Source organism: Variovorax durovernensis, assembly GCF_977011995.1.
The window spans coordinates 6,100,264-6,126,818 of sequence record NZ_CDRNCW010000001.1 but is presented as its reverse complement, the minus strand read 5'-3'; the positions used below and the strand labels follow the sequence as shown (position 1 = coordinate 6,126,818).

Annotated in this window: 27 protein-coding genes and 1 pseudogene; 19 read left to right on the top strand and 9 right to left on the bottom strand. The window is 61.9% G+C overall.

The features are described from left to right. Window positions 1-121: 121 nt before the first annotated feature. The 5 genes from ACWV14_RS28975 (at window position 122) to ACWV14_RS28955 (ending at window position 4,719) form a co-directional block, all read left to right on the top strand. Entirely contained in the window at window positions 122-1,933 is a 1,812-nt protein-coding gene (locus tag ACWV14_RS28975; protein WP_454905131.1) for a copper resistance system multicopper oxidase, read from the top strand. Beyond that, entirely contained in the window at window positions 1,930-3,165 is a 1,236-nt protein-coding gene (locus tag ACWV14_RS28970; RefSeq protein ID WP_454905129.1) for a copper resistance protein B, read from the top strand. Before ACWV14_RS28975 ends, ACWV14_RS28970 begins: the two co-directional genes overlap by 4 nt. Window positions 3,166-3,177: 12 nt before the next feature. Beyond that, window positions 3,178-3,717 carry a c-type cytochrome gene (locus tag ACWV14_RS28965; RefSeq protein WP_454905127.1) on the top strand — a complete coding sequence of 180 codons (540 nt, stop codon included), beginning with the start codon at window positions 3,178-3,180 and terminating at the stop codon, window positions 3,715-3,717. A gap of 196 nt (window positions 3,718-3,913) precedes the next feature. Further along, window positions 3,914-4,252, top strand: a complete 339-nt coding sequence (locus ACWV14_RS28960) for a hypothetical protein (protein WP_454905126.1) — start codon at window positions 3,914-3,916, stop codon at window positions 4,250-4,252. Window positions 4,253-4,389: 137 nt separating this feature from the next. After that, window positions 4,390-4,719: a four-helix bundle copper-binding protein gene (locus tag ACWV14_RS28955; RefSeq protein WP_454905124.1), complete on the top strand. Its 330-nt coding sequence runs from the start codon at window positions 4,390-4,392 to the stop codon at window positions 4,717-4,719. 77 nt (window positions 4,720-4,796) lie between these two features. Here ACWV14_RS28955 and ACWV14_RS28950 read toward each other — a convergent pair whose 3' ends face one another. Next, entirely contained in the window at window positions 4,797-6,059 is a 1,263-nt protein-coding gene (locus ACWV14_RS28950) for a type II restriction endonuclease (RefSeq protein ID WP_454905122.1), read from the bottom strand. Window positions 6,060-6,269: 210 nt separating this feature from the next. Here ACWV14_RS28950 and ACWV14_RS28945 point away from each other — a divergent pair, with 210 nt between their 5' ends. After that, window positions 6,270-7,913: a Fic family protein gene (locus tag ACWV14_RS28945; protein WP_454905120.1), complete on the top strand. Its 1,644-nt coding sequence runs from the start codon at window positions 6,270-6,272 to the stop codon at window positions 7,911-7,913. 44 nt (window positions 7,914-7,957) lie between these two features. On the opposite strand, the gene ACWV14_RS28940 is transcribed toward ACWV14_RS28945, so the two are convergent. Together ACWV14_RS28940 and ACWV14_RS28935 are read right to left on the bottom strand one after the other, a co-directional pair. Then, window positions 7,958-9,367, bottom strand: coding sequence for a heavy metal sensor histidine kinase (locus ACWV14_RS28940; RefSeq protein ID WP_454905118.1), 1,410 nt, complete (start codon window positions 9,365-9,367; stop codon window positions 7,958-7,960). After that, entirely contained in the window at window positions 9,364-10,047 is a 684-nt protein-coding gene (locus ACWV14_RS28935) for a heavy metal response regulator transcription factor (RefSeq protein WP_454905116.1), read from the bottom strand. Before ACWV14_RS28935 ends, ACWV14_RS28940 begins: the two co-directional genes overlap by 4 nt. 191 nt (window positions 10,048-10,238) lie before the next feature. Between ACWV14_RS28935 and ACWV14_RS28930 the strand changes: the two genes are divergently transcribed. From ACWV14_RS28930 to ACWV14_RS28900, 7 genes are all read left to right on the top strand, one after another. Next, window positions 10,239-10,634, top strand: coding sequence for a hypothetical protein (locus ACWV14_RS28930; protein WP_454902662.1), 396 nt, complete (start codon window positions 10,239-10,241; stop codon window positions 10,632-10,634). Window positions 10,635-10,701: 67 nt separating this feature from the next. After that, window positions 10,702-11,127, top strand: a complete 426-nt coding sequence (locus tag ACWV14_RS28925; RefSeq protein ID WP_454902663.1) for a hypothetical protein — start codon at window positions 10,702-10,704, stop codon at window positions 11,125-11,127. A 116-nt stretch (window positions 11,128-11,243) separates the two neighbouring features. Further along, on the top strand, window positions 11,244-11,615 hold the full coding sequence (locus ACWV14_RS28920) for a hypothetical protein (protein ID WP_155742506.1): 372 nt from the start codon (window positions 11,244-11,246) through the stop codon (window positions 11,613-11,615). Beyond that, window positions 11,612-13,036, top strand: coding sequence for a TolC family protein (locus ACWV14_RS28915; protein ID WP_454905112.1), 1,425 nt, complete (start codon window positions 11,612-11,614; stop codon window positions 13,034-13,036). Before ACWV14_RS28920 ends, ACWV14_RS28915 begins: the two co-directional genes overlap by 4 nt. A gap of 35 nt (window positions 13,037-13,071) precedes the next feature. After that, the gene (locus ACWV14_RS28910; protein ID WP_454905110.1) at window positions 13,072-14,487 is read left to right on the top strand and encodes a multicopper oxidase family protein; all 1,416 of its coding nucleotides are present in this window, start codon (window positions 13,072-13,074) and stop codon (window positions 14,485-14,487) included. A 65-nt stretch (window positions 14,488-14,552) separates the two neighbouring features. Beyond that, window positions 14,553-15,044: a cupredoxin domain-containing protein gene (locus ACWV14_RS28905; protein ID WP_081268153.1), complete on the top strand. Its 492-nt coding sequence runs from the start codon at window positions 14,553-14,555 to the stop codon at window positions 15,042-15,044. A gap of 74 nt (window positions 15,045-15,118) precedes the next feature. Then, window positions 15,119-15,493 carry a copper-binding protein gene (locus tag ACWV14_RS28900; protein WP_155742505.1) on the top strand — a complete coding sequence of 125 codons (375 nt, stop codon included), beginning with the start codon at window positions 15,119-15,121 and terminating at the stop codon, window positions 15,491-15,493. Window positions 15,494-15,569: 76 nt separating this feature from the next. Here the strand turns inward: ACWV14_RS28900 and ACWV14_RS28895 are convergent, their stop codons facing one another. Next, complete coding sequence (locus tag ACWV14_RS28895) at window positions 15,570-15,956, bottom strand: hypothetical protein (protein ID WP_454905109.1); 387 nt, start codon at window positions 15,954-15,956, stop codon at window positions 15,570-15,572. 183 nt (window positions 15,957-16,139) lie between these two features. On the opposite strand from ACWV14_RS28895, the gene ACWV14_RS28890 reads away from it, so the two are divergent. Beyond that, a complete protein-coding gene (locus tag ACWV14_RS28890; protein ID WP_454905108.1) occupies window positions 16,140-16,820 on the top strand; it encodes a c-type cytochrome in 681 nt (226 codons plus the stop codon). Between the two features lie 74 nt (window positions 16,821-16,894). After that, window positions 16,895-17,152: pseudogene (locus tag ACWV14_RS28885) on the top strand (helix-turn-helix domain-containing protein); the annotation flags it as partial. Between the two features lie 81 nt (window positions 17,153-17,233). Here the strand turns inward: ACWV14_RS28885 and ACWV14_RS28880 are convergent. From ACWV14_RS28880 to ACWV14_RS28870, 3 genes are read right to left on the bottom strand one after another with little or no spacing between them, the layout of a single operon-like run. Continuing rightward, complete coding sequence (locus ACWV14_RS28880; protein ID WP_454905106.1) at window positions 17,234-17,434, bottom strand: MerR family DNA-binding transcriptional regulator; 201 nt, start codon at window positions 17,432-17,434, stop codon at window positions 17,234-17,236. Window positions 17,435-17,447: 13 nt separating this feature from the next. After that, window positions 17,448-17,813 (bottom strand): hypothetical protein, encoded by a 366-nt coding sequence (locus tag ACWV14_RS28875; RefSeq protein WP_454905104.1) that lies wholly within the window; start codon window positions 17,811-17,813, stop codon window positions 17,448-17,450. Then, complete coding sequence (locus ACWV14_RS28870; RefSeq protein WP_454905102.1) at window positions 17,800-18,099, bottom strand: hypothetical protein; 300 nt, start codon at window positions 18,097-18,099, stop codon at window positions 17,800-17,802. The genes ACWV14_RS28875 and ACWV14_RS28870 overlap by 14 nt, the downstream gene beginning before the upstream one ends. Before the next feature lie 160 nt (window positions 18,100-18,259). Between ACWV14_RS28870 and ACWV14_RS28865 the strand changes: the two genes are divergently transcribed. After that, window positions 18,260-19,222, top strand: coding sequence for an arsenic resistance protein (locus ACWV14_RS28865; RefSeq protein WP_454905100.1), 963 nt, complete (start codon window positions 18,260-18,262; stop codon window positions 19,220-19,222). A gap of 277 nt (window positions 19,223-19,499) precedes the next feature. Here ACWV14_RS28865 and ACWV14_RS28860 read toward each other — a convergent pair whose 3' ends face one another. Together ACWV14_RS28860 and ACWV14_RS28855 are read right to left on the bottom strand one after the other, a co-directional pair. Then, window positions 19,500-19,709, bottom strand: a complete 210-nt coding sequence (locus ACWV14_RS28860; protein ID WP_454905098.1) for a hypothetical protein — start codon at window positions 19,707-19,709, stop codon at window positions 19,500-19,502. A gap of 217 nt (window positions 19,710-19,926) precedes the next feature. After that, entirely contained in the window at window positions 19,927-20,115 is a 189-nt protein-coding gene (locus ACWV14_RS28855; protein ID WP_137860496.1) for a hypothetical protein, read from the bottom strand. 260 nt (window positions 20,116-20,375) lie between these two features. Between ACWV14_RS28855 and ACWV14_RS28850 the strand changes: the two genes are divergently transcribed. From ACWV14_RS28850 to ACWV14_RS28840, 3 genes are read left to right on the top strand one after another with little or no spacing between them, the layout of a single operon-like run. Beyond that, entirely contained in the window at window positions 20,376-21,680 is a 1,305-nt protein-coding gene (locus tag ACWV14_RS28850) for a TolC family protein (protein WP_454905095.1), read from the top strand. Between the two features lie 9 nt (window positions 21,681-21,689). Then, window positions 21,690-23,285, top strand: a complete 1,596-nt coding sequence (locus ACWV14_RS28845; RefSeq protein ID WP_454905093.1) for an efflux RND transporter periplasmic adaptor subunit — start codon at window positions 21,690-21,692, stop codon at window positions 23,283-23,285. A gap of 12 nt (window positions 23,286-23,297) precedes the next feature. Next, on the top strand, window positions 23,298-26,546 hold the full coding sequence (locus ACWV14_RS28840) for a CusA/CzcA family heavy metal efflux RND transporter (RefSeq protein WP_454905091.1): 3,249 nt from the start codon (window positions 23,298-23,300) through the stop codon (window positions 26,544-26,546). The last annotated feature ends 9 nt before the right edge of the window (window positions 26,547-26,555 follow it).

The window sequence follows — 26,555 nt, the reverse complement described above, 5'->3', positions numbered from 1 at the left end:
GCGGAATCCCCAGCCCACGAAGACCTGGCATCAGGCCTCGCTGTTGGCGGCTCTCAGCTACGCCGAGTGATCCTCGCGCCCCGGCTGGAGTCGGCGGAAGTGGACCAATGGAGGACGCACCATGAAGCCACAGCAAAGCGGCATCGATCGCCGAAATTTTTTGATGGATCTGGGCTCTCGCAGCGTGATCGGAGGATTGGCACTGCCGCATTCACTGACTTGGGCTGCCGCTGCTGCGCCAATCGAACGCACGGAACTGCACGGGACTGAATTTGACCTTGAGATTGCCGAAACACCCGTCAACCTGACAGGACAGGCACGCATTGCGACAACGGTCAACGGTCAGATCCCGGCGCCGACGCTCAGATGGCGCGAAGGCGACACGGTCACACTGCGCGTGACCAATCGACTACCGGTCGCAAGTTCGATCCATTGGCACGGCATCTTGGTTCCTGCGGAAATGGATGGCGTGCCGGGCTTGAGCTTCAACGGTATCGCGCCCGGCGAGACCTTCGTCTATCGCTTTCCGGTCAAGCAGACCGGCACCTACTGGTATCACAGTCATTCCCGATTCCAGGAGCAAACGGGTCTGTACGGGCCCATCGTGATCGACGCCCGAGATGGCGCCCGCTTCAGAACAGACCGCGAGCACGTGGTGCTGCTTTCGGATTGGACGGATGGCATACCCGAAGAACTCTTCAGGAAACTGAAGGTCATGAGCGGGTTCTTCAACTTCAACCAACCCACGCTTGGCGACTTCAAGCGAGACATCGCCGAGATGGGTCTTCAAGGGGCGCTAGAAAAGCGAAAGATGTGGAACCGCATGCGCATGGTCCCGACCGACCTCGGGGATCTCACCGGTACGACCCAACTGCGCAGCGCTGCACGCTACCTTCTCAACGGCAAGACTGCCGATCACAACTGGACCGGCATCTTCAAACCTCGCGAGAAGGTGCGCCTGCGGTTCATCAACGGATCAGCCACGACCATCTTCGACGTTCGCATACCGGGACTGAAGATGACCGTGGTCTCCGCAGACGGTCAGGACGTTCATCCCGTGACAGTGGATGAGTTTCGGATCTCTGTTGCCGAAACATATGACGTGATCGTGGAGCCGCCCGACGACAAGCCTTACACCCTGTTCGCGCAATCGATCGACCGGACCAATTTTGTGCGCGGCACGCTTGCGCCTCGCGTCGGAATGCAGGCCCCTGTCCCCGAGGTGGACAAGCCCAGTTGGCTGACGATGACCGACATGATGGGCGCCATGGGGTCAATGGGGGCGATGGATTCGGCCAAGGGCCAGGGCGGGATGGCCGGCATGCAGGAGATGGGGGACATGCAGGGCATGGACCACTCAAGCATGGCGGGAATGAATATGGGCGGCGACGGCAAACCTGCATTGAAGCCACCCCGCGTGCGCCACGCCCGCACAGAGTACGGCCCGGGCGTGGACATGCACGTGGACATGCCGCGAACGAATCTTGACGACCCGGGTATCAACCTTCGCAACAACGGTCGGCGGGTATTGACCTATGCCGACCTTCGCACGATCGGAGGACCGATCGACAGCCGGGAGCCCGGCCGCGACGTCGAACTTCATCTCACCGGCAACATGGAGCGTTTCATGTGGTCGTTCGATGGGCAGAAGTTTTCCGAATCGAAGCCTGTGCACTTCCGTTTCGGCGAGCGGCTTCGATTGGTTCTTGTCAACGACACGATGATGAATCACCCGATTCATCTGCATGGAATGTGGGGCGAACTGGAATCTCCCACTGGCGAGTTTCTGGCTCGCAAGCACACGATCAATGTCCAGCCCGCTCAGCGCGTGACCTACCGTGTGACCGCGGACGCCATGGGGCGATGGGCTTATCACTGTCATCTGCTGTACCACATGGAAGCAGGCATGTTTCGCGAGGTGCACGTGTCATGAACCAGCTTCAGATCAAACTTGCGCGCAGCAGCATCGCCGTTGCAATCGCATCGTCGTTTCTCTGCTTCACCATTCCTGCGATCGCACAGAGCGATGCGTCCAAGCACATGGACGACATGCCTGGGATGGGGACAAGCATGTCCGGTCCCAAGTCGAAGGAAGGTGCATCCAACAAGGCTGCGCCGGCGACACCTCCAAAAGAGCGAACCAAGAAGAAAAAGCCTCGATCCACCCCAGCGACGATGGATCATGGACAGATGCAGGGAATGCCCGGAATGAGGGGTGGCAGCTCCGACATGAAAGACATGCCTGGAATGAAGCACGACGGCTCCGACATGAAGGACATGCCCGGAATGAAGCACGACGGCTCCGACATGAAGGACATGCCCGGAATGAAGCACGGCGGCTCCGGCATGAAGGACATGCCCGGAATGAAGCACGGCGGCTCCGGGATGAAGGACGTGCCTGGCATGGACATGGGCCCCACACCAAGCATGGGCCCCATGCAAGGCGGCAGTCCCCCTCCCGATGCGCGCGACCCGGACGCCTATGCAGAGGGAATGCCCAAAATGGCCATGCCCGGAATGGACATGGCGGATGACGGGCGCTATGGGCGGGTCCTCGTCAACGAACTGGAGTATGCAAAGGGTCGGGATGCTCGTGGCCAGAACCTCAACGTCGAGGCTTGGTACGGCGGCGACTACAACAAGCTTTGGATCAAAGCTGAGGGAGAGCGCCGTGCAGGCCGCCTCGACGTCTTCCGCACGGAAGCGCTCTGGGACCATGCCATTGCCACATTCTGGAGCACGCAGTTGGGTGTGCGGCACGACAACGGCGGCGGAGGCCACTCGCGCAGTTGGCTGGCGTTCGGTGTGCAAGGACTGGCTCCGTACTGGTTCGAAACAGAAGCGACGGCATATGTGGGGTCGGGCGGCGCGCTCGCAGCCCGTCTTGAACTGCGCTACGAATTGCTTCTGACCCAGAAATGGATTCTCCAACCCAAGCTCGAGGCCAACTTCTATAGCAAGAACGATCCGCAGCGGGGCGTCGGCTCCGGGCTGTCCGATATGGAGCTGGGGCTGCGTCTGCGCTACGAGGTAACAAGACAGTTCGCCCCCTATATCGGATTGACTTGGACGAAGAAGTTCGGCAACACGGCGGCTTATGCAAGACAAGCGGGTGAACGCGTTCGAGACACGCAAATCGTGGCCGGCGTGAGGTTCTGGTTTTGACTGGAGCAAACCATGTCGAAACTGATCTCAACGATGCTTGCCGGGGCGGCGGCTGCGATCGTGGTTGCCGCGGCGGGACTCGTGGGCGTTTGGTGGACGGGTGGATACAACGTCGCAGCGGACCAGGAGCACTCCCGCCTCGTCGCTTCCGCCCTGACTTCAATGCGCGAGCGCTCGATCTCTGCGCGTGCGCAAGGAGTCCCTGCGCCCGACCTCGACGCTCCGCAGATGGTTGCGGCGGGTGCGAAGCAGTACGCACAGATGTTTGTTCAATGCCACCTGGCGCCCGGCAAGGACGACTCCGATTTGCGCAAGGGGTTGAATCCGCAGCCGCCCAATCTCTACGCGCATGGGGTTCATGACCCTGCGAAAGCATTCTGGACGATCAAGCACGGGGTCAAGATGACCGGCATGCCGGCCTGGGGGCGCACCCACGACGATCAGACCTTGTGGTCGATGGTGGCCTTCCTGCAGCGATTGCCAGAGCTTTCGCCGGCGGAGTTCGAACAGCTCACAGGGCCATCGCCCCGCACTCATCAGGAAGCGCAATGACTTGGCCGCAGTCTCCTCTGGATACCACGCGCGAAATTACCTGCGGCAATCCTGCGCGTGCGCGAGCGGATTGCGTAACTGTAATGCCCGCGTCCGGCTGCCGCCAAAGCCGCGTCCTAGAGTGGTTGCGACAGCTTTCCTCAAAGGATGGATGTCCTATTCGCCGGAATGCCGGTAACGACCAAAGGAGTTTTTCATGACAAGCCAGAACATGATCCCTCAACGCAAAACCCTCACTCTCAAGAGCGCGCTCATCGGATTCGGCGCTGCCGTTCTGTTCTCGGGCGCTGCCATCGCGCAAAACCACACGTCCGAGGCGGTCCCGCAGACGAATACGAAGCCGCAGATCGCAGCAGAAGCCAAGAAGAGCGCGAAGCCGACGGGAACCAAGCCGATCAAGGATGGCAGCACCGCCGAGGGCGAAGGCTCGGGCGTGAAGAAGACGACACGGCCCGAGGCCACAGGAGAGGGAAGAGCTGCTGCTCGCGAGGCGCGCCCACATCGAGATCCCGGTCAAGGCGGCACCCCCAAGTAACCACCATCAATCCAATGCTGTCGGACTTCGCAACGGCCAAGTTGCTAGAAGGAGGCGGCAGCAGACGGTCCAGGGATGTCGGGTCGCGACAGCCCATTCGTAGCCGGGCCACCGGCATTCACTCAAAGGAGCCGACAATGTCACATGAGAGCTATACCGCATGCATCGAGGCCTGCAACGGCTGCGCCACTGCCTGCAATCATTGCGCGTCCGCGTGCCTGAAAGAAGATAACGTCAAGATGATGTCAAGGTGCATCGCCCTTGACATCGACTGCGCCGCCGCCTGCCAGTTTGCGGCGGCCGCGATGGCCCGCGGCAGTGAACATGCCAAGGCCATATGCGCACTGTGCGCGGACATCTGCGACGCCTGCGGCGCAGAGTGTGAGAAGCACCAGGCAGAGCATTGCAAGGCGTGCGCCAAGGCCTGCAAGGATTGTGCTGCCGCATGCCGAGCCATGGCGCGTTGATGATCGCTGGCCTTGCGGGGAGTGGCGCCTTCTTCTCGAAGGGAGGAGCTGTTCTCCCCTGTCATCGAAAGGCTCGATTACAGCGAGTGAGAGATCTCGCTCAGCGGCTTTAAGCCCGAGCCGAATCGCCCGATCGCGTCGCGATGCGCCCCAAGTTCACTGTAGGGCAGATAACGAATGCCGAGCTCGGCGACGCGCGAGAACGCCGGGCGGCGTAGTTGAAGCCGGACATCCTCGCGCCGCGCATCGGGCGCCACCAGGAACATCGACACGCCGACGCCCAGCGCGGTGCCCAGCGCTAGGTCCAGCATCCGCACGATGCCCGAGTAGATGGAGGTCGAGTGCTCCACCTCGAAGGCCGCAGCGATCTTCGAACCGTCAGCCTCCACCCAGATCACATCGATCAAACGGACCGAATCCAGGCCGGGCTGAGCGCCCGCGGGCAGTTGCGTCAGGCAACCGTCGCCGAGCCGACCACCCGCATAGCTGCGTCCCTGGTCGTTGGAGGCGATCCAGACCCCGAAGCCGAGCGACTTGCCCAGGTCGCGCAGCCATCCCTGGATTTGCGTGTGGGTTGCGTCGCTCTCGCGCTCCGCCGCCCAGCGCTTGTGAGCGGCCGCAGAATCTTCGCGAACCTTCTCGAGGTCGGCCTCCCAGCCCTGAACGGCTGCGACGTCGTCGCCGCGCGGCGGCGCCGTGTATCGGCCCGAGCCGATGTCGAAGAGCAATCCCGCCAGTGCTCCCATGTCGTTGGACAACAGCCGGCGGTGCTGCGCGTTCAGCCGAAGGCAGCCCTCGCGCATGGAAAGGTAGTGGTCCCACTTGCCGAGCTTGACGTTGCTGCCTGTGACGGCGTTGTAGCCTTTCACGATCGCCGTGTTGAACGGCATCACGATCGTGGGATGGACGAAGTACAGCAGGTTCGCCACAGCCGGCCCGAGGCCCTTGATCCGATGCGCATCAATGCGGCGGATGGCCTCGACCACCTCTTCGGCGTTGTCGCAGCAGTCGCAGGCATGTAGCAGTCGGGCGAAGGCATGCTGATTGGCGGCGTTCTCGTAGATGTCGGGAATGCGCAGCTTCGGCTTCCAGAGAAACGCGTGGTCGGCGCCCTTGAAGATCTGGCGCTGCTCCGCCACCGACCCGACGACCGTTTCCAGCGAAGAGCCGCGAAATGCACTGCCGAAGGTTCCTGCATCGATGTCCTTGACCACCTGGGCCAAGCCGCGGCGGATGGAGCGGAAATTCTTCAGTCGCTCTTCCCACAGAAACCAGGAGTTGTAGGTACTCAAGGGATCGGTCTTCCAGTGACCGATGAGAACTTCAAGACCGATGGACATGGACAGGATGAGATGGGGGCGCATGGCGCGACGCTGCGATTGAAGCACGGGGCGCCGAAATCAGGTGCGACGCCTTCTCATAAATCTCTGGCATTCGAAAAGCAACTTAATCTAGCAATCAATATACAATGAAATCTAGCGCCCAAAGGGCATAAGAATCTAGCAATCGAGCGCCATCGGCGCCTCCCGCCGACTGTGCGAGCATGAAACATGGCAACCCATCCGACCTCGGTTTCGCGTAAAGCCACCCCTGCGCAGCGGCGGTTGGCCACGGCCCTGGAAGCGCTGCATGTGCTTCAGGCGCAGGGCCATGGCGTGTTCAACACGAGCCAGTTTTCCCGCACCGACCGCGAGGCGCTGCTCGCCGCGAGGTATCTCCAGCCGGTGATCCAGGGCTGGTACATGTCCGCCAGCCCTTCGGCCAAGGCCGGCGACACGACGCCCTGGATTGCTGGAATGAAGGACTTCATTGCCGCCTATTGCAACGCCAGGTTCGGCGCCGACTGGTGCGTATCGGCGGAGTACTCGCTGAAACTGCACGCCGGCACGACCTTGCTGCCCCAACAGGTTGTCATTCACTCGCCACTGGGCAAGAACGGCGTGTTGGATTTGCCGAACGGGTTCTCGCTGATGGACTATCAGGCGAGAGACTTTCCTGGGCCCGACCGACGCGACAGCGTCGGAAACATCCGCACGATGACGCTGGCCCAAGCTCTCTTGAAGGCGCCGGAGAACTTCTTCAGGGCTTCCGCCCAGGACGCGCAGGTCGCGCTGCTGTCCATCAGCGATGCATCGGAACTCAGCCGGCTGCTCGCCGAGGGCAACCACAGCACGATCGCCGGGCGGCTTGCCGGCGCGTTCCGGGCGGTGGGCCGAGGTGCGATCGCGGACGACATCCTGGGATTCATGCGCGCTTTGGGCAACCAGGTCACTGAATTCAATCCGTTCGAGATCCCGCCGAGGATTGTCCCGGGCGACCGCATCGAGTCTCCCTATGTCTCCAGACTGCGACTCATGTGGGCTTCGATGCGCGACGACGTGATGGGTGACTTCCCGCAGCAGGAGCCCGGGTCGCCGGGCGACGTCGACGCATTCATGCAGGCGGTCGAAGATGTCTATGTCACCGATGCCTACCATTCGCTGTCCATCGAAGGCTACAGAGTCACGCCGGAACTGATCCGTCGCGTGGCGGGCGGGGATTGGAACGAGGACATCCACGAGCAGGACCGGCAGTCCAGAGATGCGATGGCGGCGCACGGCTACTGGCTGGCGCACAACGAGGTCAAGGTGTCCATCCGGAAGATCTTCAGCGGCGCAAACGCCGGTGATGTCCTCAAGGGCGATCATGGCGCCTGGTTTCGCGCGATGTTCGCGCCCAGCGTTACCGCTGGGCTTCTGGCGGCGACGGACCTGGCGGGCTACCGCGGGCATCAGGTCTACATTCGCAACGCGCAACATGTGCCACCCCCGCGCGAAGCCGTGCGCGAGATGATGCCCGTCCTCTTCGAACTGCTGCGCGACGAACGCTCGGCCGCGGTGCGCGCGGTGCTGGGTCACTTCATGTTCGTCTTCATTCACCCGTACATGGACGGCAATGGCCGGCTCGGGCGCTTCATCATGAACACGATGCTGGCCTCGGGCGGCTTTCCCTGGACAGTACTGCGCCTCGAGGATCGCGATCGGTACATGGCGGCGCTGAATGCGGCAAGCGGCCGGGGTGACATCAAGCCGTTTGCGTCGTTCGTCGCCCAGAGTCTGGATGCGGCAAGGGATGCGCAGGCCGACCCGCTGCACGACGATGGCGCCTTGGACGCCGACATCGAAGAAGACGATCCGCAACGCCCGCGCGGTTGAGGGCTGCGGATGGCGCGTCAAAGTAGCGCGCGGCCCAGGTCGAATCAGCTTTCGGGCAACCCCAGAGAGAAGCTGATTTCGGTGACGCCCGATCGGGAGGTGGCGCGGGTCTGCCCCCCATGCATTCGCGCGATCGCGGCGACGATCGCCAGGCCCAGCCCATGGTGCTCTGACGAGTCGGTGCGGGAGCGCTCCGCCCGGAAGAAGCGTTTGAAAAGATTGGGCAGCACGTCGGCGGGGACAGGCTCGCCCCGGTTGGCAACCCTGATCCAGACGCCTTCAGGCTCGGTGTCGATCACGACCGCGATGGTCGAGCCCGGCGCCGCATACCGGCTCGCGTTGCTCAACAGGTTCGACAACGCCCGGCGCACCAGACCGGCGTCGACGCCGATGCACGCATCGCCGCTGACTTGCACCTTCAGCCCCACGTCTTCGAGCGTGGCTTCGTGAAAATCCAGCACCGTGCGCACCTGGTCGGCCAAGCTGACCGGCGCCGAGCGACGGGCGACGGCGCCGCGGTCCGCCTGGGACAGGAAAAGCATGTCGATCACGATCGCAGAGACGCGCCTTGCTTCTTCCAGCGCCGACAACAAGGCGTCGTGCAATTCCTCGACCGATCTCGGCCGCGCCAGTTCCACTTCCACCATCCCGATCAGATTGGCCAGCGGCGTGCGCAGTTCGTGTGCAACGTCCGCGTTGAACGATTCCAACTGCTGATAGGCCTGCTCGGCGCGATCCAGCACCGCGTTGAACTGCGCGACCCACGGGGCGATCTCGGATGCATAGGGCGAGGGATCGATGCGCCGGCTCGGGTGTTCCGGACCCGTGGCCGCGGTCTGCTGAATCAGCTTCTTCAAGGGTTTCAGGCCCCGGCGCACCAGCAGCGCACCGGTCAGGGCGATCATTGCGGACCCCAGCACGACCGCGCCAACCAGCGTCCAGGCAAGCCGACTCAGGAGCCGCGAGTCCTCCTGGATGTCGATGCCGAGTTGCAGTTGCATGGCGGCGTCGCCCGGCTGCGCCTGGTGCTCCTCTTTCGGCTTCCAAAGCCAGCGCGCGGATGCCCGGGTGGGCGTGGTCGAGTAGATGGTCTCGTCGCCGCGGCGCAGCACCAAGCTGATTTCGGCGTGCGTGAGGAAGAAATCATCCAGTTTGTGGCGCAACCCGTCTGGCCCTGGGTCGCCACGCGACTCCTGGATCAGGTGCCGGATCAGCTCGGACTGGCGCTCGAACTCGCTGGCCTGCTTGACCTGAAAGCTCCAAGCCGTGACCGCGTAGATCGCCACGCATACAAGGCTGAGGCCGATCAATGCCTGCGCCGCGAACCAGCGAGACAGCGCAGCCTGGATGGAGCCTGTGCCTTCGGTGTTGGAGGCAGCATCGGTTGCCGCCGGCTTGATGACCGCGAGGTCGGCTGCGGCGCTGGATCCTCCGATGGTTTCGACGGCGTTCACGATCCGCTGCCCTGCCGGCTCTCCAGCACATACCCCATGCCGCGCGCCGTGTGCAGCAGCTTCTCTTCAAAAGGATCGTCGATCTTGCTGCGCAATCGCCGGATCGCCACTTCCACAAGGTTCGTGTCGCTGTCGAAATTCATGTCCCACACCTGCTCGGCCAATTGCGTGCGCGACAGTACATTGCCCTGGCGGCGCATGAGCAAGGTCAGCAACGCGAACTCCTTGGCGGTCAGCTCCAGGCGGTGCCCGTTGCGCGTCGCCTTGCGCGCCACCACATCGAGGCTCAGGTCCCTGAGCGCGTAGTTGGACACCTCATGGAGCTTGCCGCGCCGCAGGAGGGCCTGGATCCTCGCGAGCAATTCGGAGAACGCAAAAGGCTTGGCAAGGTAGTCGTCCGCGCCGCTTTGCAGTCCGCGCACCCGGTCGGCCACCTCGTCGCGGGCCGTGAGCATCAGCACGGGCATCGACTTGGCCTTGCGTACGGCCTCCAGGACGGCAAAACCATCGATGCCCGGCAGCATCACGTCGAGCACCAGCAGGTCGTAGTCCCCATCGAGCGCGAGACTGCGCCCCTCGATGCCCGTGCGCGCGAGGTCTACCACGAAGCCGCTCTCGGTCAGGCCCTTGACCAAGTAGTCGCCCAATTTGTGTTCGTCTTCGATGACCAGGATGCGCATCGTCGAATGCTACGGCGCGGGGTCGCAGGCGTGGATTACTTCTTTGTAATCCACATGGTGGGTGATTGGCGGGCTGGCTTCCTAGAGTCATTGCATGCCAGCCAGTTGACTGGCATCGCCGGCTCGGTGGTCGATGCCGACGTGTTCAGTGCAGCTCGCGAAGTCGAGCAATTCGTTGAAGGAGACCTATCATGAAGAACCGTCAAATCCTCTCGCTCGCACTTGCCGTTGGTGCAGGCGCTGCATTCATCGCGCCGTTTGCAGCCTACGCAGAAGGCCCGTCCCACTTTGCGCCCAACGAAGCCGGTGTGGTCTATCACCCGAGTGAAGCGGGACAGGCCAAATCCCAGGCCCAGGTATCAGCTGAACTCGCGGATGCGCAGAAAACCCCTGCCGGGGCCAGCATGCTGCGCTGGGGGTCGATGAGTACGCCGAAGGTCGGAGCCGCCAAGTCGCGCGCCGAAGTGGTGGCCGAACTGGAAGCCGCGCAGAAGCAACCCAACTGGGATGCCGCAGCAAGGCTCGGTGCGCCCCTGCCAGCGCCCAGAGGTGATGCGAGCAAGGCTCGCGCACAAGCGCAGCCCTGAGGGTTGCGCACAAAACTGGATGTCCATACAGGCCTCTTGACACACTGCTCGACTTAGAATTCGCCGCATGCACCGGGTTCGCCTGTTCGTCCTTTGGATCATGATGTTCGCCGTGCCCTTCCAGGGGTACGCGGCGGCAGCCATGGTCTTTTGCGGACCTGGTCACGCCGGTGCGGCCGCCGAAGTGTCGCTCGCACAGCCCGGCGCGCACGACCATGCCCGGCACCCTCATGCGGACGGGCACGGCGATCACGAGCACAAGGCGGCACAGGCTGCCAAGCCTCCCACAAAGGACAGCACCGCCAAGACAGCGAGTGCCGAGCCTGATGCGATGCACAAGTGCGGCACCTGCGGCGCATGCCATGCCACGGCGCTGACCAGCACGATGGACGTGGCCGTCTTCCACGACCTTCCCAAAGCCGACTTGGCGGAGCCTGCCATCACGGTGGTCACGCTCGCTCCGCGCGTCCTCGACAAACCTCCTCGCGCTTAACGCGTTCGTGCGCCCGTGACTCTCGTCACGGGCCGCCGCGAACGCTCATGCATCGCCTGCGTCATGCCTTTTCGGGCAGCTCTGACGTACTCCGTTCATGAACTTGCGAGGACTCCATGTTCCATTCATCGCCGACCCGTTGGTTGGCAGCTTTTCCCGCCTTGGCTGCGTTCGCCGCTTTGGCAACGCTGAGTGCCGCTGTCGCGGTGGCCCAGCCCGCGCCCGCGAGATCCGCTGAGGCTGCGGCGCCCACCGTCCTGACCTATAGGTCCGCGCTCGAGGGCTATCAGCCCTTTGCCGACGAAAAGCCCATCCCCTGGAAAGAAGCCAACGAGACGGTCTACCGCCGCGGTGGCTGGCAGGCCTACGCCAAGGAGGCGTCAGGCTCCAGTGCAGCCGAGGCCGATTCGCCCAAGGGCGCAGCCGCTGCGCCTGCCGCGCCGCCAGGCCATTCGATGCCCATGCCTGAGAAGAAGGAGAAGCCATGAAGCGCGCCCTTCGTTTAACAGCCATTGCCGTCGCGACGGCTGTCCTCGCCGGATGCGCGTCTGTCAGCATCGACGACGCCCTGAGCGACACAAATACCAATGCCCAGCAGTTCACCGGTGGGAAGCTCGAACTCAGCCGGACCCAGGAGCAGCGTGATCGCCGCGCCGCGCTGTCGCAGGAACTGCTCGCCAAACCGCTGTCGCAGAACGACGCGGTCCAACTCGCGCTGGCCAACAGCCCGTCCGTCCAGGCTTTGATTGCCCAGAGCTGGGGCGACATTGCCGCAGCCAACCAGACCAGCCGGTTGCCGAATCCGATTTTCACGTTCGAGCGCATGCGCCTGAACAGCGAGCTTGAGCTCGGGCGTCTGCTGTCCTTCGGGCTGGTGGACCTGATTCTGCTGCCGAAACGTCTGTCGATCTCCAGGAGCCAGACCGCCCAAGCCAAAGTCCAACTGACTGGTGCCGTGGTCGACCAGGTCACGCAGGTCAAGCAAGCCTGGGTCCGTGCGGTCGCCGCACAGCAGTCGTTGCAGTACGCCGAGCAAGTCAACAAGTCGGCCCAAGCCAGCGCCGAGCTCGCGCGCCGGATGCAGCTCATTGGGAATTTCTCCAAGCTGCAGCGTGCACGCCAGCAGGTTTTCTACGCCGACGCGACGACTCAGCTCGCCTCGGCACAGCACGCCACCACCGCTGCGCGCGAAGAGTTGATTCGTGTCCTGGGGTTGAACGATGAGCAGGCCACCAAGTTGACTCTGCCCGAACGTTTGCCTGACCTGCCCAAGGCCCCTCGAGAGGCGAAGGAAGTCGCGGCGACCGCGACTGAGCAGCGCCTGGATGTCCAACTCGCACGTGCCCAGCTGGATGTGGCGGGCAAATCGCAAGGCATCAACCTGCTGTCGACCTTCATAGACGTCGAGGTGGGCGGTCGACGTGACACGGTGTTCGACAACGCGGAAAACACCAAGAGCACCCGTCGAGGCTTCGAGCTCGACATCCGCCTGCCGCTGTTCGACTGGGGGTCGGCGCAGCGCGACATGTTGAACGCGCAGTCGCTGGCCGCAGCCAACCGCTACGACGCCACCGTGCGCGGTGCCTCTTCGCAGCTGCGGGAGGGCTACTCGGCCTACCGTACGGCCTACGACATCGCACGGCACTACCGCGACGAAATCGTCCCATTGCGCCAGGCGATGGCCGACGAGAACGTCCTTCGCTACAACGGCATGTTGATCGGCGTTTTCGAGCTGTTGGCCGAGGCGCGCGACCAGATCGCCAGCGTGACCAACGCGATCAATGCCCAGCAGCAGTTCTGGCTCGCCGATGCCGCGCTGGCGGCTTCGGTGATGGGCAAGCCCACGTCCATGGGTGCCTCAATGGCCAGTTCGGGTGGCGAAGGCGCCTCTGCTGGCGCGGCCCACTGAGCGCACTTCTGCGCTCTCCAACCGAATTGAACGACATGACAAACAGACGCAATTTCCTGAGCGGCGCCGGTGCCATCACTGGCGCCATCGCCGCGGCCAGCGTGAGCAAGGTAGCAATGGCCGCCTTGCCCGAGCCTGTGCTCCAGACCACGCCCAACACCATGCCGCCGCTGATGCCTTCGAGCGGGCGCCCCTACAACCCTGTGGTCACACTCAATGGCTGGACCTTGCCCTGGCGCATGAACAACGGCGTCAAGGAGTTCCACCTGGTGGCCGAGCCCGTGGTGCGCGAGATGGCACCGGGCTTCAAGGCCAACCTGTGGGGGTACAACGGGCAGTCGCCCGGCCCCACCATCGAGGTCGTGGAAGGCGATCGCGTGCGCATCTTCGTGACCAACAAGCTGCCAGAGCACACGAGCGTGCACTGGCACGGCCAGCGCCTGCCCAACGGCATGGACGGCGTCGCCGGGCTGAACCAGCCACCGATCCGCCCAGGCAAGACCTTCGTCTACGAGTTCGTCGCGCGCCGACCGGGCACTTTCATGTACCACCCGCATGCGGACGAGATGACGCAGATGGCGATGGGAATGATGGGCTTCTGGGTCACGCACCCCAAGGCCGAGCATCCGCTGATCGAGAAGGTCGACCGCGACTTCGTGTTCCTGCTCAACGCCTACGACGTCGAACCCGGCAGCGCCACGCCCAAGATCATGACGATGCTGGACTTCAACCTGTGGTCGTGGAACAGCCGAATCTTTCCCGGTATCGATTCGCTGAATGTGCGCATGAACGACAAAGTGCGCATCCGGGTCGGCAATCTGACGATGACGAACCACCCGATGCACCTTCACGGCCACGAGTTCGAAGTCACGGGAACCGACGGCGGCCCGACCCCAAAGAGCGCGCGCTGGCCTGAGGTGACGACTGACGTGGCAGTCGGACAGATGCGCCAGTTCGAGTTTCTTGCCAACGAAGAGGGCGACTGGGCCTTTCACTGCCACAAAAGCCATCACACGATGAACGCGATGGGGCACGAGGTGCCAACCATGATCGGCTTGGACCACAAGGACGTGGCCAAGCAGATCTCCAATCTCGTGCCGGACTACATGGTCATGGGCGAGCGCGGCATGGCCGACATGGCCGAGATGGAGATGCCGATTCCCGATAACACCGCGCGAATGATGACGGGCGAAGGTCCGTTCGGGTCGGTCGAGATGGGCGGCATGTTCAGTGTGGTTAAGGTGCGCAAAAACCAGAAGGCCGGCGACTACTCCAACCCCGGATGGTTCAAGCACCCCAAGGGCACCGTCGCCTACGAGCTGGATGGTCCTCCTCCGGATACCTCGCGCCAGCGTGGCGCAGGCGCGGCCGCGATGCCCGCTCGAAACATGCCCGCCAAGAACATCGAAGTTCAGATTCGCAAACCTGCCAGCGGACATTCCGGCCACTGACCTCTTCCGTTGCCCCCTATCAACCTTACCTCCAACCTCCAACCTCCAACCCCAAAAGGAAAATAATGCAACACACTTTGCGCAACGTCTCTCTTGCAGTATTCGTCGCCCTGGCTGCAGCAGGCGCTTCGGCCTCCGGCAACCACGCCGGTGGACACGGTCACGAAGCCGATGAGGCCATCGGAAAGCCTGGCGTGGCCAGCAAGACCACCCGCACCATCAACGTCGACATGGCGGACAGCATGCGATTCACGCCAACGGACATCAGCGTCAAGCAAGGCGAAACGGTGCGCTTCGTCATCAAGAATTCTGGTCAGCTCAAGCACGAGCTCGTGCTCGGCACTGAGAAGGAGCTCAAGGAGCATTACGAAGTCATGAAGAAGAACCCAGAAATGGAGCACTCCGATCCGAACATGGTGACGCTGGCCGCGGGCAAGAGCGGCGAGATCGTCTGGCAATTCACCAAAGCCGGCAAGGTCGACTTTGCGTGCCTGCAGCCGGGCCACTACGACGCGGGCATGAAAGGCGCCGTGAACGTGACGAAGGCCGGTAAGTAAACACGACGTGTCCGCCGCGCGCTTCCATGAAGGCGCGGCGGACTCCAAATTCATTCATATCCAAGGAGATTCTCATGTCGAAATTTCGCATCGCACTTTTGGCATTCGTTGCCGCACTCTCGTTCGCTGGCGTGGCCAGCGCACAGTCCTCCAAATCCACGGCCGACATGCCTGGCATGAACGAGAAAGCGCCAGCGGCTGATGCTTCCGCCGCCGCCGCGACCTCCGATCTCAGCGAAGGCGAGATCCGCAAGGTCGACAAGGACAACAAGAAGCTCACCATCAAACACGGTCCGCTCAAGAACCTCGACATGCCCGGCATGACGATGGTGTTCGGGGTCAGAGACGACGCCATGCTCGACAAGGTCGAGACCGGTTCCAAGGTCCGCTTCCAAGCGGAAAAGATCGACGGCAAGATCGTCGTCACGAAGATCGAAGCTGCACGCTGAGTTTGAATGGCCTGCCGACGAGCCACGCTCATCCAACACTGTGACCGCGAGAAGGTCTGATGTCGATGAAACCACGTCACCCGGTCGCGTGGCTGTCGCGGTGTACGGACATCGTCTCATCGTCATGACACACGTTGCTGCAGGCGGGAATCAACGCTTGTTCTCGGACGAGCGAAAGCGCGCTTTCCTGCGCGGCAAGTGCGTCAGTTCGACCACGCGCCGACTGACGCAGGTTGTCGGCTTGATGCTTGTCGCCGGCCTGGCCGGCTGCGCCGATTTCTTTCAACAGCACCGCGACTTCCACGACGGCTGGCGTACGGGCGAGATCGTCGAGATCGGGCGCGCGAACGAGATCCGCCGCAGCCACCGCACCGATTGCAGGAATATGGCCAGCGCCGACGAACTTGCAGCGGCGCGCTTCGCCACGCTGATCGATCGTTCCACGGGGCAGCGCCACGCGCATGTCGTGATCCTGGACGCCGTGACGTCCGTGAACGTAGGGGACACCGTGTCCACCAATGTCGTTCGATGGGGCACGCCCATCCGCGTGCTGTCGCACGCAGGCGCGCCGAGCGGCTAACCAAGTCACGACACGATCTTCAGTCCTCTTTTGCAGCCAGTTCACCGCCAAAAACCTGAGTGCTCCATGAAATTGTTCGTGCCTCTTCTGTTTGCCGCTCTCGGCGGACTCGTCTCCAGCCTATCCTTCGCGGCCGATCCGATGCCGACGGCCACGATGGGGAAAACGCCCGCCAAGCAAGCGAAAGCGGACATCGCGAACGGTGAAGTTGTGTTCACCGCCAAGTCGTGCGCCGCGTGCCACAGCGCGGATGGAAACTCGGCCATTCCGTCCAATCCAAAGCTGGCTCAGCAGCATCCGGAATACCTGCTCAAGCAGCTCCAGGAGTTCAAGTCCGGCAAGCGGAAGAGTTCTGTCATGAGTGGCATGGCCGCGATGCTTTCCGACCAGGAGATGCGCGATGTCGCCTGGTTCCTCGGCTCCAAGCCCATCAAGCCTGGGTTCGCGAAAGAGAAGGACTTGGTCGCGCTCGGCGAGAGGATCTATCGTGGGGGCATCGCAGACCGCAGTGTGCCCGCCTGTGCTGGCTGCCACAGCCCCAACGGCGCCGGCATTCCGATCCAGTACCCGCGCCTGGGCGGACAACACGCAGAGTATGTCGCGGCGCAACTGACCGCCTTTCGGGAAGGGGTTCGACTCAACAGCATGCAGATGAGCGGCGTGGCTGCGAAGCTCAACGACCGTGAGATCAAAGCCGTGTCCGATTACATCGCAGGTGTTGATTGCCATCGAAAATTGACCCCCTAAACCCAGTAATTTCCGTTTAAGACTGACCCACGTAAAACTCTCCCCTGCACATTTTTAAAGCAGGGATCCTAGGAGTGATAGACGTGGCGACATTGAGTGTCATCAGACGCTGGGCCCTGCGTGAGCAGATGTCCATTCGCGAGATAGCAAGGCGTACAGGCCTGTCTCGCAACACCGTAAAGAAGTACCTGCGAGCGGGCGAGGAGGTGCCGCGCTACGCCAAGCGGACGAGCTCAAGCAAGCTCGATCCCTATGCCGAGAAGCTCGCAACCTGGCTCGCGATCGAGGCAACCAAATCGCGAAAACAGCGGCGCAATCTGCGGCAGATCCACACACCCAACCTAAAAAGGAGAACACCAAGCACTTATCCACACCGTGAAGCCTTCAGGCTCACAAAGCGGGTGGGTCAGTATTCAATGGAAATCTAGGGTCAGAAATCGGCGGAATTCAACAGTCAATCGCCGTGCCGCAGCGCCGCCATACAGTCGCTGGCCGCTGTCGCTTCGATCTGCGAGTGGCAGAAGCCCGATCTCCTCGTAGTACCGGATGGTCGGGACTGTGCAACCCGTCTGTTTGGCGACGGTGCCGATGGAAAGGTGATTCACTGCATTCATAGCCCTATCCTAGTCAGCCGCACGAGCCGCAGCAACGTGGCGCGGGTGTAGTCAGCACGGTTGAATCTTCCGGAATGAAGTTCGCAAAAAGCAACTGGGAGGCCTCGCCCGACTCTTCTGGCGCTCGAATGCTCAGAGTAAGTCCACCTTCGCTTTGAGCAACACCGAACTCCAGAAACGCGCAGCACACCCGTTCCAACTCAACGATTGACCGGATTTCGTTGCTGGCATCGGCTCGATAGGTCAGATACAGCGTGTTGCCTTCAAACCGGTGCCCTAGCAGGCTGTTCCGTGTCAACCGACGTATCCGATCCAGCCTTGCGGCCATGTCCTGAAAATCCAGGGTGCAGGCAATCGGCGAAGCTTCAGAGGGTTGCATGCCCTGTCTCCTTGCTGTCGACCTTCGATGGGCTGGACGACAGGGCCGGTGCGCACCCGCAAGCGCTGGCTGCCCGTCGCGCGCGCCGCCGCCATTGCCAGATCGCGAGCCCGGTCAAAGCGCCAATGGCGACCAGCACCAGCGGCACCATCCCGCCAGCGTAGGCCAGCCAGGCACCTGCGCCGCCAGCAAAGAGGGCCGCCACACCGGCCGCGATGGGCGCCGTGCAGCAAACAGCGCATGCAGCGCTCAATCCAAGTACAACCTGCCAGTTTTTCGTCGTCATAGGTCTGTGAGGTGGCGTGGGACGTGTTGCCCACAGTCGCACCATAAGACCTCAAGTAACTTGAGGGGCAAGAGAAATTTTTGTCCTTTTCGTCGAACGGTTTGCCACGCGGGCCGATCTGCCGCTCAAGGACAATCGTCGAATTGGAGAACTACTGAAGATGCAGAAAATTCGGGATTCCCTGGAAAATCGACAAATCGCGATCTACTTTTGCACCGTTGCACTGGCTGGAGTGATCGCTCTGCTGGTGCCTGGTACGACTGTGCTCGAAAGCGCGGTCAATCCGGCCTTGGCTTTGATGCTGTACGTCACCTTCCTGCAGGTGCCCGTCGCGGAGCTCAAACGCGCATTCGGCCAAGTCCGCTTCCTGGCGGCATTGCTCGTATCGAACTTTGTGGTGGTCCCGCTTCTGGTAGCGGCCCTCATCCAGTTCTTGCCAGGCGAACCAATGATCCGGCTGGGCGTCCTGCTGGTCTTGCTCACGCCCTGCATCGACTATGTGGTCACGTTCGCTCACTTGGGGCGTGCCGACGCGCGCGTTCTGCTTGCAGCGACTCCCGCTCTGCTGATTGCCCAGATGCTTCTCCTGCCAGGCTATCTGAGCGTTTTTCTGGGCGAGGACGCGGCGCGGCTGGTGCAGGTAGGACCTTTTGTGCACGCCTTCGTTTGGCTGATCGCGGTGCCGTTGGTGCTGGCCGCCGTCACCCAGCTCTGGGCAGGCAGAAGCGCGGTCGCCTCGCGGATTTCATCGATGCTGGGGCTTCTCCCGGTACCGGCCACCGCGCTGGTTCTCTTTGTCGTGATTGCCGCCGTGGTACCGCAGCTCGGCCCCGCCGTCGGTGCGGCCTTGAGCGTGGTGCCGATCTACATCGCCTTCGCACTTGTCGCTCCGGTGCTGGGTTGGTTCGTAGGCCGCTTGTTCGGTTTGCAGCCTCCCCTGGGTCGATCAATCGCGTTCAGCACCGGCACTCGCAACTCGCTTGTCGTCTTGCCTCTGGCACTTGCCGTGCCAGGCGCGGTGCCGATACTGCCTGCCATCATCGTGACCCAGACGCTCGTGGAACTGGTGAGCGAGCTGATCTATGTGCGCTTCATAGCCAAGCTCGGCGCCGGCAAGTCATGACGCTTCCGCGAAAGGCGGCTGCACCGGTCGTCGTTCACACGTCGGACACCGAGCCAGCGCTCTCTCAGGGCTATCCCGCCGAGATACAGTTGTGGTTTCAGCCCTCACGAAAGATGGCTTTTCTCCTTTGCCCAGGCGCTTGGACGGAATGGACCAAAGGCACTGCCATCAAGGATGTGTGCCCCAAAGTCTCAAGCAGTCAATCGCACAACTGAAGCTTTTGGGGACCGTCGTGCCCCGGCGCAGAGACGCAATGGCAAAACACTGAGGCAGACGCTTAGCCCGGCAAGCCGGATGGCGCTATTGGCGGTGCAGCACCTGCGGCCGTCGCGAGCGCATCGAGAACCGCGCGGTCGGTGAGAACTTCGCTCAGCACATGCTCTGGGGCGCTCGCGGTCCAAAGACGACATTCAAAGGGATGCCGCAATTGCTGGAAAGTGGCGAGGCAGTCGGCAATGGTATGGTTCAGATTGAAGTCGACCAGCAACACTACGCCGCTGTCAGGAACGGAGAGAAAATTACAGCAATGTAATCTTGAAGTTCGCGTTGTTGGCAAAATGGCTTATAGGATCGCGGTCGCAAATCCAAGCTTGCCCTTTTATCCCTTCGCGCTTCACTGACACACTGCACGCTCCAGGTTCTGGTGACCTTGAGTCGTGTGCGCCTTCATGCTGCATATATAAAATTCCTTGATGGTCCGCTGCTTACTCGTCGTTTTGATGCTTTTGCTGCCCACCCAGTTCACTTGGGCGGCGGTCGCGACCTATTGCGAGCACGAGACTGCGCCAGCTTCGTTTCATATCGGGCACCATGACCATCAGCATCAGGCTGATCCCTTGGACCTCGCGCAACAAGAAGCCGATCTGGCGGACAAGCCCATATTTCTTGAACACGACGACTGCAGCTACTGTCAAACCGGTGTAGCTCAGTTTGGAGCAGCCTTGGACACGTCTTTCGTGGGTCCTCAGGGTCTCTCCTTTGTAGGAGCAACGTCCAAGCCCTACAACTTCAGGATCGACGAGGACATCGATCGCCCGAAATGGATACGCGCCGCTTGACCCGGCGCGCCTCTGTCTTTACTTTTTCGCTCACAAACGATGTTCTGACGATCGCGCCGGATTCCCTTGTCTCGTTCCTTTGACTGGAGAATTCGATGTGCAGGTTTATCGTGCCGTTCGCGCTTGCGCTTACGGCATTCGCGGGCGGCAGTGCGTTCGCTCAAGGCAGCAGCTTGGGTACGCCCCCTGTGCCGAATCAGGCTTCTTTGCCTGTTGTCCCATCTTCTGCGCCCCTTACGTTGGCGGCCGCGATTCAGATCGCCCTGGATGGAAATCCCGAGATTGCTTCCTCGCGACGCGAGGTCGAAGCGATGGAAGGTGCACGTATCCAGGCCGGGGTTTTTCAGAATCCCACGCTGAGCGTCGAGATCGAAGATGTGCGGCGCGACACACGCACGACCACAGTACTGCTGAGCCAGCCATTCGAACTTGGCGGCAAACGGGGCGCACGTATCGAGGCGGCAGAGCGTGCCATCGACGTCGCGCGCGTGCAACTCGAGACAAAGTATGCAGACATTCGGGCGAATGTGACGGCTGCATTCTTCGCCACCCTGATATCGCAGGACCGTGTGCGACTGGCGCAAGCATCGCTCGAGCTTGCGCGCACCAGCAGCGAGACGGCCGGCAAGCGCGTCACTGCGGGCAAGGTATCTCCGGTGGAGGAGACGAAAGCGAAGGTCGCGGAAGCCAATGTCCGACTGGAACTGGTCCAGGCGCGTGGTGAGCTACAAACAAACCTCTATCAGCTTCGTGCGTTAACGGGACCAACTGCAGTGTTCGACGCGGTCGACGGCAATGCGCTGCAGATTCCCAAACCGCAGGCCCAAGAGGCCATCGAGGACCGGATCACGAACGCGCCCTCCATGCGGCAGGCACGCCTGGAAGTGAAGCGATACGGAGCTCTCTCGGAACTCGAGAAGGCCAAGCGCATTCCGGACATCACCCTGAACGCGGGAACGATGCGGTCACGGGAAGCCGGACGCAGCCAAGCCGTCGTGGGCATCTCCGTGCCATTGCCCCTCTTCGATACCAATCGAGGAAACATCACGGAGGCGCTTCGACGTCAGGACAAGGCGGAAGAGGACGCTCGTGCGCTGGAACTCAGGCTGCGTGCCGACGTAGGCGGCGCGCGCCAGCGATACGTCACCACCCTGGCCGAGGTCGAGGCACTCCAGTCGGACATCCTGCCGGGCGCACAGACTGCGTTTGACGCGGCCACCAAAGGTTTCGAACTGGGCAAGTTCAGCTACCTGGATGCCCTCGACGCGCAGCGTACGTTGCTGCAGGCACGCTCGCAGTATCTGAGGTCGCTTTCCGAACTGCATCGTTCCATCACTGATCTGGACCGCCTGCTTGGCGGCCCCGCCGCTGCAAGCGGCTCTCCCGTCTCCAATCCTTAAGGACCGATCATGGCCAACTCTTGGCAGTCGACGCTCGGCAAGCCCGGGCGCAAGCAGCTTTTCATCATCATTTTTCTCCTAATCATCGGTGCAGCCGCAGGTGCGCTCATCTTGCGCGGCGGCACATCCAAGAAAGCGGTTGAGGGCGCTGGCCATGCCGAGGAAACAGCCAAAGGCGACGACGGGCACGGCCATGGCAAGAGCGCCGAGGACGACGGCCATGGGCATGGCAAATCCGACGAGGGCGGACACGAAGAGGAGTCCGCACCCAAGGGACCCAACGGCGGGCAGCGTTTCACCGAAGGCGACTTCAGCATCGAGCTGAAGCTGGCCGAGGAAAACGGCGAGCCAAGGTTCAAGGCATGGCTCTTTGACAAGGAAAAGCCGATCGCGCCGACTGACGCCGAGGTAACGGTGACGTTGAATCGCCCGAACGGCGACCAGCAAGAAGTCAAGCTGGCGCCGGTCGCAGGCGTTCTGACGAGTCAGCAGACGGTGGCAGAGCCTCACATCTTCGAAGCCACGATCGCCGTGCAGACGCCGAAAGAACCGTACCTTTTCACGTTCAATCAGCAAGAGGGCAAGGTCAGCATGACCGACACCCAGATCAAGGCATCGAGCATCACGCTCGATACCAGCACGCCGGAATCCATTCGCAGTGGGCTCCAGTTCCCCGGCGAGATCCGCTTCAACGAGGACCGCACTGCGCACATCGTCCCGCGGGTCGCCGGCGTCGTGGACAGCGTTAGCGCGAACCTCGGGGAACGTGTCAAGAAGGGACAGGTACTGGCGGTCGTTTCCAGCGCCGCGATCTCCGAGACCCGATCTGAACTTCAGGCTGCGCAGCGGCGGCGCGAGCTCGCCAAGACCACCTACGACCGCGAAAAATCGCTCTGGGAGCAGAAGATTTCACCGGAGCAGGATGTCCTCCAGGCCCAGCAAGCGCTTCGTGAGGCAGAGATCAGCGTGGCCAATGCGACGCAAAAACTGCTGACCGTCGGTGCGTCGACCAGCAGTAGTTCTCTGGGGCGCTTCGAGCTGCGTGCACCCTTCGACGGCATGGTCGTGGAGAAGCACATCGCCCTGGGTGAATCGGTCAAGGAAGACGCGAGCGTGTTCACCATCTCCGACCTGTCCAATGTGTGGGCCGAGATGAACGTTCCCGCACGCGACCTCCAGCAGGTGCGCGTGGGTGAGCGTGTCGTCGTGCGATCTGGCGCCTTCGATGCAACGACCAACGGCACCGTCGCCTACGTCGGCTCTCTGATCGGCGAACAGACTCGTACTGCGCGTGCTCGCGTGGTGTTGCCCAATCCGCAAGGCGCCTGGCGACCTGGGCTCTTCGTTAGCGTTGAAGTCCTCGCCAGCGAAGTCGTCTCGCCCGTGACCGTCGCCTCCTCCGCTCTGCAGACCATCGAGGACAAACCTGTCGTCTTCCTGAAAGTCCCTGGCGGATTCGTGCCGCAGCCTGTGCAGATCGGCCGTACGGATGGCAAGCGTGTGGAAATCGTGAGTGGCCTGAAGGCGGGCGCGACGTACGCTGCCGCGGGCAGCTTCGTCGTGAAATCCGAGCAGGGCAAGGGCTCTGCGACCCATACGCATTGAGGCGAAAAACGCATGTTTGAACGCATCATTCGCTTCGCCATCGAACAACGATGGCTGATCCTGCTGGCCGTGGTGGCCATGGCAGGCCTTGGCGTATACAACTACCAAAAGCTACCGATTGACGCTGTCCCGGACATCACCAACGTCCAGGTTCAGATCAATACAGGTGCTCCCGGGTACTCACCGCTGGAAACAGAACAGCGCGTGACCTTCCCTATCGAGACCGTCATGGCCGGGCTGCCTGGGCTGCTCCAGACGCGCTCGCTGTCGCGCTACGGTCTCTCGCAAGTCACCGTGATCTTCAAGGACGGGACCGACGTCTACTTTGCGCGCCAGCTCGTCAACGAACGCCTCCAATCTGCAAGCGGTGAGATGCCTGAAGGGGTCCATCCGCAGGTAGGTCCCATTTCCACGGGCCTTGGGGAAATCTACCTTTGGACGGTGGAAGCGAAGGACGGGGCGAAAAAACCCGATGGCACTCCGTACACCTCGACGGACCTGAGAGAGATTCAGGACTGGATCATCAAGCCGCAACTGCGCAATGTGGCTGGCGTCACCGAAATCAATTCAATCGGTGGCTATGAGAAGCAATACCAGATTGCCCCCATTCCAGAGAAGCTGTCCGCGTATGGGCTGTCGATGGCGGACGTGGTCAAGGCGCTGGAGCGCAACAACACAAACGTTGGCGCGGGCTACATCGAACGTCGCGGCGAGCAGTACCTCATTCGAGCGCCTGGCCAGGCGCGAGGCGTGGAGGATCTGCGCAACATCATTCTTTCTAGCAACGGAAGCACGCCGGTCCGCGTGCGCGACGTCGCGGAGGTCGGGATCGGGAAGGAACTGCGCACAGGTGCTGCGACTGACAACGGCCGTGAGGTGGTGCTCGGCACCGTTTTCATGTTGATCGGCGAAAACAGTCGCATCGTCTCGCAGGCAGTCGCGAAAAAGATGGCGGACATCAACCGCACGCTTCCTGAAGGCGTCGAAGCTATCACCGTCTACGACCGGACCGTGCTCGTCGACAAGGCGATCGCAACGGTCAAAAAGAACCTGCTGGAAGGCGCTGTGCTCGTGATCGTGGTGCTCTTTCTGTTCCTGGGGAACATGCGCGCCGCGGTGATCACGGCGATGGTGATTCCGCTGTCGATGCTTTTCACCTTTACTGGCATGGTCAATCAGAAGGTCAGCGCCAACCTGATGAGTCTGGGTGCGCTCGACTTCGGCATCATCATCGATGGCGCAGTCGTGATCGTGGAGAACTGCGTGCGCAGGTTGGCTCATGCTCAGCACAGGCACGGGCGACCACTGACCCGCAAGGAACGCTTCCACGAAGTCTTCGCCGCTTCTCAGGAGGCTCGCCGCGCGCTGCTCTTCGGGCAACTGATCATCATGATCGTCTATCTGCCCATCTTCGCGCTCACCGGCGTCGAAGGGAAGATGTTCCATCCGATGGCCCTCACCGTTGTGATCGCCTTGCTCGGCGCGATGATTCTGTCAGTCACGTTCATTCCCGCGGCCGTTGCGCTGTTCATCGGAAAGAAGGTTTCGGAGAAGGAAAACCGCCTGATGGGCTGGGCCAAGAAGGCGTACGAGCCGCTGCTGGTACGCGCGCTCGAGGCCAAGGCGGTGGTTCTCACAGTCGCCGGCATCGCAGTGGTCCTCGCCGGCCTGCTGGCGACCCGGCTGGGCAGCGAGTTCATCCCGAACTTGAACGAGGGTGATTTTGCCGTGCAGGCGTTGCGCATTCCCGGAACGAGCCTGAGCCAGTCGGTACAGATGCAGCAGCAGCTGGAACGCACGCTGAAGGAGAAATTTCCGGAGATCGATCGTATCTTTGCGCGCACAGGCACTGCGGAGATCGCCTCCGATCCCATGCCGCCGAACATCTCGGATGCGTATGTGATGCTGAAGCCGATAGATCAATGGCCCGAGCCCAGGCGCACGCGTCAGGAAGTTGTCCAGGCGGTGCAGAAGGAAGTCTCCAAGATTCCAGGCAACAACTACGAGTTCTCCCAGCCCATCCAGTTGCGCTTCAATGAACTGGTTTCGGGCGTACGGGCCGACGTCGCCGTGAAGGTGTTTGGCGATGACATGGATGTACTGAACAAGACGGCGCGCGAGATCGAAGGCGTTTTGAAATCGATCCCAGGCGCGGCCGAGGTCAACGTGGAACAGACAACAGGTCTGCCGATGCTGACCGTCAACATTGATCGGGACAAGGCGACGCGCTATGGGCTGAACATCGCCGATGTGCAGGACACCATCGCCACAGCCATCGGTGGGCGCAATGCCGGCACTCTCTTTGAGGGAGATAGACGCTTCGACATTGTTGTGAGGCTGCCCGACAACGTGAGGGGTGACCTCGAGGCGATCAAGCGCCTTCCTATCGCGTTGCCTGCCAGCTCGGCCGCGGCCGATGTCGTCGGGGCCACGTCCGTTGCCGGCGCTGGAGCAAACGCTGCGCGCGTGAACTTCATTCCGTTGGGCGAGGTCGCCACGCTGGAACTGGCGCCAGGCCCCAACCAGGTGAGTCGAGAGGATGGGAAACGCCGCATCGTCGTCAGCGCCAACGTACGCGGTCGCGATCTCGGGTCCTTCGTCAGTGAAGCGACGGGGGCACTCGATTCGCAGGTGAAGATCCCAACCGGCTACTGGACCACCTGGGGCGGCCAGTTTGAGAACCTTCAGTCTGCCACCAAGCGCCTGCAAATCGTGGTGCCTGTCGCGCTGCTGCTGGTCTTCACGCTGCTGTTCGCCATGTTCGGCAACATGAAAGACGGGTTGATCGTATTCACCGGCATTCCGTTTGCGCTCACCGGCGGCATTCTGGCGCTGTGGTTGCGTGACATCCCGTTGTCGATTACCGCGGCCGTCGGGTTCATCGCGCTGTCGGGGGTCGCCGTTCTCAACGGCCTGGTGATGATTTCCTTCATCCGGAACCTTCGCGAGGGGGGCGCGTCGTTGGACCACGCCATTCACGAGGGGGCACTCACCCGCCTTCGCCCAGTGCTAATGACCGCGCTCGTCGCGTCTTTGGGCTTCGTGCCGATGGCGATAGCGACCGGCACAGGGGCCGAGGTGCAGCAACCGCTCGCGACTGTGGTGATTGGCGGGATTCTTTCCTCCACGGCACTGACGTTGTTGGTGCTTCCAGTGCTCTATCGACTGGCACATGGCCGAGACGAGGAGGAGGCTGTGTTCAACGAGGCTCAGAAGCAAGCCGCTTTGGAGCATGAGATCCCCCCACAGCCAGCCGCCTAGGGTCAGTAC

Excerpts from the sequence above, each read along its gene's own strand:
- ACWV14_RS28975 (WP_454905131.1), top strand. The coding sequence starts at position 122 with ATGAAGCCACAGCAAAGCGGCATCGATCGCCGAAATTTTTTGATGGAT.
- ACWV14_RS28960 (WP_454905126.1), top strand. The coding sequence starts at position 3,914 with ATGACAAGCCAGAACATGATCCCTCAACGCAAAACCCTCACTCTCAAG.
- ACWV14_RS28945 (WP_454905120.1), top strand. The coding sequence starts at position 6,270 with ATGGCAACCCATCCGACCTCGGTTTCGCGTAAAGCCACCCCTGCGCAG.
- ACWV14_RS28850 (WP_454905095.1), top strand. The coding sequence starts at position 20,376 with ATGTGCAGGTTTATCGTGCCGTTCGCGCTTGCGCTTACGGCATTCGCG.
- ACWV14_RS28970 (WP_454905129.1), top strand. The coding sequence starts at position 1,930 with ATGAACCAGCTTCAGATCAAACTTGCGCGCAGCAGCATCGCCGTTGCA.
- ACWV14_RS28965 (WP_454905127.1), top strand. The coding sequence starts at position 3,178 with ATGTCGAAACTGATCTCAACGATGCTTGCCGGGGCGGCGGCTGCGATC.
- ACWV14_RS28925 (WP_454902663.1), top strand. The coding sequence starts at position 10,702 with ATGCACCGGGTTCGCCTGTTCGTCCTTTGGATCATGATGTTCGCCGTG.
- ACWV14_RS28845 (WP_454905093.1), top strand. The coding sequence starts at position 21,690 with ATGGCCAACTCTTGGCAGTCGACGCTCGGCAAGCCCGGGCGCAAGCAG.
- ACWV14_RS28950 (WP_454905122.1), bottom strand. The coding sequence starts at position 6,059 with ATGTCCATCGGTCTTGAAGTTCTCATCGGTCACTGGAAGACCGATCCC.
- ACWV14_RS28900 (WP_155742505.1), top strand. The coding sequence starts at position 15,119 with ATGTCGAAATTTCGCATCGCACTTTTGGCATTCGTTGCCGCACTCTCG.
- ACWV14_RS28910 (WP_454905110.1), top strand. The coding sequence starts at position 13,072 with ATGACAAACAGACGCAATTTCCTGAGCGGCGCCGGTGCCATCACTGGC.
- ACWV14_RS28915 (WP_454905112.1), top strand. The coding sequence starts at position 11,612 with ATGAAGCGCGCCCTTCGTTTAACAGCCATTGCCGTCGCGACGGCTGTC.
- ACWV14_RS28935 (WP_454905116.1), bottom strand. The coding sequence starts at position 10,047 with ATGCGCATCCTGGTCATCGAAGACGAACACAAATTGGGCGACTACTTG.
- ACWV14_RS28865 (WP_454905100.1), top strand. The coding sequence starts at position 18,260 with ATGCAGAAAATTCGGGATTCCCTGGAAAATCGACAAATCGCGATCTAC.
- ACWV14_RS28905 (WP_081268153.1), top strand. The coding sequence starts at position 14,553 with ATGCAACACACTTTGCGCAACGTCTCTCTTGCAGTATTCGTCGCCCTG.
- ACWV14_RS28840 (WP_454905091.1), top strand. The coding sequence starts at position 23,298 with ATGTTTGAACGCATCATTCGCTTCGCCATCGAACAACGATGGCTGATC.
- ACWV14_RS28930 (WP_454902662.1), top strand. The coding sequence starts at position 10,239 with ATGAAGAACCGTCAAATCCTCTCGCTCGCACTTGCCGTTGGTGCAGGC.
- ACWV14_RS28870 (WP_454905102.1), bottom strand. The coding sequence starts at position 18,099 with ATGACGACGAAAAACTGGCAGGTTGTACTTGGATTGAGCGCTGCATGC.
- ACWV14_RS28895 (WP_454905109.1), bottom strand. The coding sequence starts at position 15,956 with ATGCGCGTGGCGCTGCCCCGTGGAACGATCGATCAGCGTGGCGAAGCG.
- ACWV14_RS28890 (WP_454905108.1), top strand. The coding sequence starts at position 16,140 with ATGAAATTGTTCGTGCCTCTTCTGTTTGCCGCTCTCGGCGGACTCGTC.
- ACWV14_RS28880 (WP_454905106.1), bottom strand. The coding sequence starts at position 17,434 with ATGAATGCAGTGAATCACCTTTCCATCGGCACCGTCGCCAAACAGACG.
- ACWV14_RS28955 (WP_454905124.1), top strand. The coding sequence starts at position 4,390 with ATGTCACATGAGAGCTATACCGCATGCATCGAGGCCTGCAACGGCTGC.
- ACWV14_RS28920 (WP_155742506.1), top strand. The coding sequence starts at position 11,244 with ATGTTCCATTCATCGCCGACCCGTTGGTTGGCAGCTTTTCCCGCCTTG.
- ACWV14_RS28875 (WP_454905104.1), bottom strand. The coding sequence starts at position 17,813 with ATGCAACCCTCTGAAGCTTCGCCGATTGCCTGCACCCTGGATTTTCAG.